We start from the raw sequence: 3,240 nt of genomic DNA on the forward strand, positions 1-3,240 counted from the left end.
CCGCGACGACGGCCGGCGCCAATGTCGCGGCGGAGGCGACTGCGCCGCCGCCGGCGGTGGCGGCGCAATGACGGATTGACGATTCGGGCCGGCCGCCCGGCGGCCGGCATTTGACGGGAACACGCATGGTGCGCATGGTTCGTTGGATCGCTTGCTGGTGCCTGGCCTGCATCGTTGCGTCCGGGAGCGCGTTCGCGCAGGGCGCACGCGCGCCGGACGCGGGTGCGGCGCTGTCGATCGCGACCGGCAAGGGGGAACTGCTGTCGCTGCCCGAGCCCGCGACCGCGATGTTCGTCGCCGATCCGGCCATCGCGGACATCCAGGTGCCGTCGCCGCGCACCGTGTTCGTGTTCGGCAAGAAGGCGGGCACGACCACGCTGATTGCGCTCGGCGCGAACCATCGCCCGATCCTGCGCAAGACGGTGATCGTGCAGGTCGACACGGCGTCGCTGCAGGGCGTGCTCGACAACCGCTTTCCGCAGCTGAAGCTGTCGGTGTCCGGTGCGCCGGGCTCGCTGATGGTGTCGGGCAAGGTGCCGAGCGCGGCCGACGCAGACGCGGTGATGCAGTCGCTCACGCCGTACCTGCACGACAAGGAAAAGATCGTGAACCGGCTCACGCTGTCGCGCCCGATCCAGGTGAACCTGCGCGTGCGGGTGACCGAGGTGAGCCGCAACATCACGCAGCAGCTCGGCATCAACTGGAGTTCGCTGGGCGGCGCCGGCAATTTCGTCGGCGGGCTGTTCAACGGACGCACGCTGTTCGATCCGACGAACGGCCTGTTCAACCTGTCGCCGACGGGCGCCTTCTCGGTGCTCGGCGGATTTCGCGCGGGGCGCTGGTCGATCGACGTCGTGCTCGACGCACTCGATCAGGAAGGGCTGATCACGATGCTCGCCGAACCGAACCTCACCGCGATGTCCGGAGAGACCGCGAGCTTCCTCGCGGGTGGCGAGATTCCGATTCCCGTCGCGCAGGCCGGTTCGTCGACCGGCGCGATCACGGTCGAGTTCAAGCCGTTCGGCGTGTCGCTCGACTTCACGCCGACCGTGCTCGCCGACAACCGCATCAGCCTGAAGGTGCGGCCGGAAGTGAGCGAGGTCGATACGAACAACAGCGTGACGACCGGCGGCGTGAAGGTGCCGGGGCTCACGGTGCGGCGCGTCGACACGACGGTCGAGCTGTCGAGCGGGCAGAGCTTCGCGATCGGCGGGCTGCTGCAGAGCCAGACGGCCGACACCGTGTCGCAGATTCCGGGGCTCGGCCGGCTGCCGATCATCGGCCGGCTGTTTTCGTCGAAGAACTTCCAGGACAACAAGACCGAGGTGGTCGTGATCGTCACGCCGTACATCGTGCAGCCGACCGGGCCCGGCCAGCTCGAGCAGGCGATCGATACCGTCGCGCGGCCGAGCAGCGACCTCGAGTTCGCGGTGCAGCGCAACCTGGGGCTCGACCTGCTGTCGGGCGATACGCCGCGCCTCGTCGGCGCCGCGGGCTTCGTGTACTGAACCGGAGGAGCGCGCATGCGAATTCGATCGACCGTTGCCGCACTGCTGCCGCTGGTGTTGGCGGGCTGCCTGTCGGCGCCGCCGCCGGTCAACCTGCCCGATGCGCGTTCGATCGGCTTCGACGGCGCGCACGCGTTGGCGCCCGATTGCGCGAAGCTGATGCAGCCGTCGCATCTCGTCGATGCGGGGTTCGCGCGGCCCGGCGTGCCGTTCGGCTGCGCGACCTACTCGAACCTAGCGGCGATGCTCGCACGGCCGGAGGATCTCGTCGCACCCGTGCCATACGGTGGCGCGGACGCGCAGACCGCGGCCGACGCGGTGCGCCGCTACGTCGAGGATCGCGTGAAGCAGCCGACGCCAGGCAAGACGCAGACGACCGGCTCGCCCAGCCATTGACCGACCCGGATGCCATCACGATGCCGCCCATGAACCTCCTCGACCGTCAGAACACCCGGCGCGCCGCGTCCGCGGGTGCGGCCGATCTCGTTGCGGTCGTCTCCGATTCGGGCAGCGAGGACGTGATACGCCGCGTCACGCAAGAGCTGTCGATCACGCGCACCCACGTGCAGCCGGGCACCTGCGACGATGCGATCCGGCTGCTGCAGCAGTACGAGCGCTCGCCGCGCCAGCTCGTCATCGACGTGTCGGATTCGGTGCTGCCGGTGTCGGACCTGATGCGGCTCGCCGACGTATGCGATCCGTCGGTCCGCGTCATCGCGATCGGCACGCAGAACGATGTCGGGCTGTTTCGCAACCTGCTCGGCATCGGCGTGCAGGACTACATCGTCAAGCCGCTGACCGTCGAGTTGATGCGGCGTGCGCTGACCGCGACGGAATCGGTCGTGCAGGCGCGCACCGGCAAGGTCGTCAGTTTCGTCGGCGCGCGCGGCGGCGTCGGCGCGACCACGATCACGGTGAGCCTCGCGCGCTTCCTGGCGAGCGAGAAGCGCCGCCGCGTGGCCTACGTCGACCTGAACCTGCATGGCGGCGGCGCGAACTCGATGTTCGGGCTGTCCAGCAACAACGGGCTGATCGAATTGCTGAACATGGGCCAGCGTCCCGACGACGCGTTGTTCGAGCGCATGTTCGTCACGAAGGGCGACCGGTTGCACGTGCTGTCCGCCGAGTTGGCCTACGGTGCCGATGCACCGTTGAGCGACCAGGCCGTCGCGCGCCTGGTCGACATGCTGAAGGACTGCTTCCACTACGTGCTGTTCGACGTCGGCATCGGGGCCGGCAAGCTGCTCGAGGACGCGCTCGTGGCGTCCGATCTCGTCCACGTCGTGGTCGACCGCTCGGTGCACGCCGCGTACGAAGCCGCGCGGCTCGTGCGCTTCGTGCGGGAGTTGCCCGGCGAGCGGCTGCTGTCGATGGTGCTGAACAATCCGCTCGCACCGGTCGCGGGCCGCGTCGAGCCGGTCGATTTCGAGGAGGCGTTCGGCGGCGCGAAGCTGCACGAGCTGCCGCACGAGCCGCAGACGCTCGCGGTTGCCGAGAACCTCGGCGAGCCGATCGAAGGCGCGAAGCGGAACGGCTTCCTGGACCAGATCCGGCAGCTCGCGAACGGCATCACCGGCGAGCCGATGGTCGTCGCCGAGCCGTGGTATGCGCGGCTCGTCAAATGGAGGAAGGGAGCGTGACGTTCGGCACCCGCAACCGGCCGCCGGCGGACCCCGCGCCGGCCGAGACACAGGCCGCGACTCCAGCCGTGGCGCCCGCGGCGACGCCCGCC

General features: G+C 69.4%; 3 protein-coding genes. All 3 read left to right on the forward strand.

From position 1 onward, the window contains the following. The first annotated feature begins 125 nt into the window (after positions 1-125). From G3O00_RS41270 to G3O00_RS41280, 3 genes are read left to right on the forward strand one after another with little or no spacing between them, the layout of a single operon-like run. Entirely contained in the window at positions 126-1,508 is a 1,383-nt protein-coding gene (locus tag G3O00_RS41270; protein WP_206146443.1) for a type II and III secretion system protein family protein, read from the forward strand. A 15-nt stretch (positions 1,509-1,523) separates the two neighbouring features. Next, positions 1,524-1,904 (forward strand): CpaD family pilus assembly lipoprotein, encoded by a 381-nt coding sequence (locus G3O00_RS41275; protein WP_206146444.1) that lies wholly within the window; start codon positions 1,524-1,526, stop codon positions 1,902-1,904. Positions 1,905-1,924: 20 nt separating this feature from the next. Next, the gene (locus G3O00_RS41280; protein ID WP_206146445.1) at positions 1,925-3,148 is read left to right on the forward strand and encodes an AAA family ATPase; all 1,224 of its coding nucleotides are present in this window, start codon (positions 1,925-1,927) and stop codon (positions 3,146-3,148) included. Positions 3,149-3,240 lie beyond the last annotated feature (92 nt).

The organism is Burkholderia sp. Ac-20384, from assembly GCF_017104605.1.
GTDB lineage: Bacteria > Pseudomonadota > Gammaproteobacteria > Burkholderiales > Burkholderiaceae > Burkholderia > Burkholderia lata.

What these genes read in the sequence shown, in the direction of transcription:
- G3O00_RS41270 (WP_206146443.1), top strand. Translation starts at nt 126, where the DNA reads ATGGTGCGCATGGTTCGTTGGATCGCTTGCTGGTGCCTGGCCTGCATC.
- G3O00_RS41275 (WP_206146444.1), top strand. Translation starts at nt 1,524, where the DNA reads ATGCGAATTCGATCGACCGTTGCCGCACTGCTGCCGCTGGTGTTGGCG.
- G3O00_RS41280 (WP_206146445.1), top strand. Translation starts at nt 1,925, where the DNA reads ATGCCGCCCATGAACCTCCTCGACCGTCAGAACACCCGGCGCGCCGCG.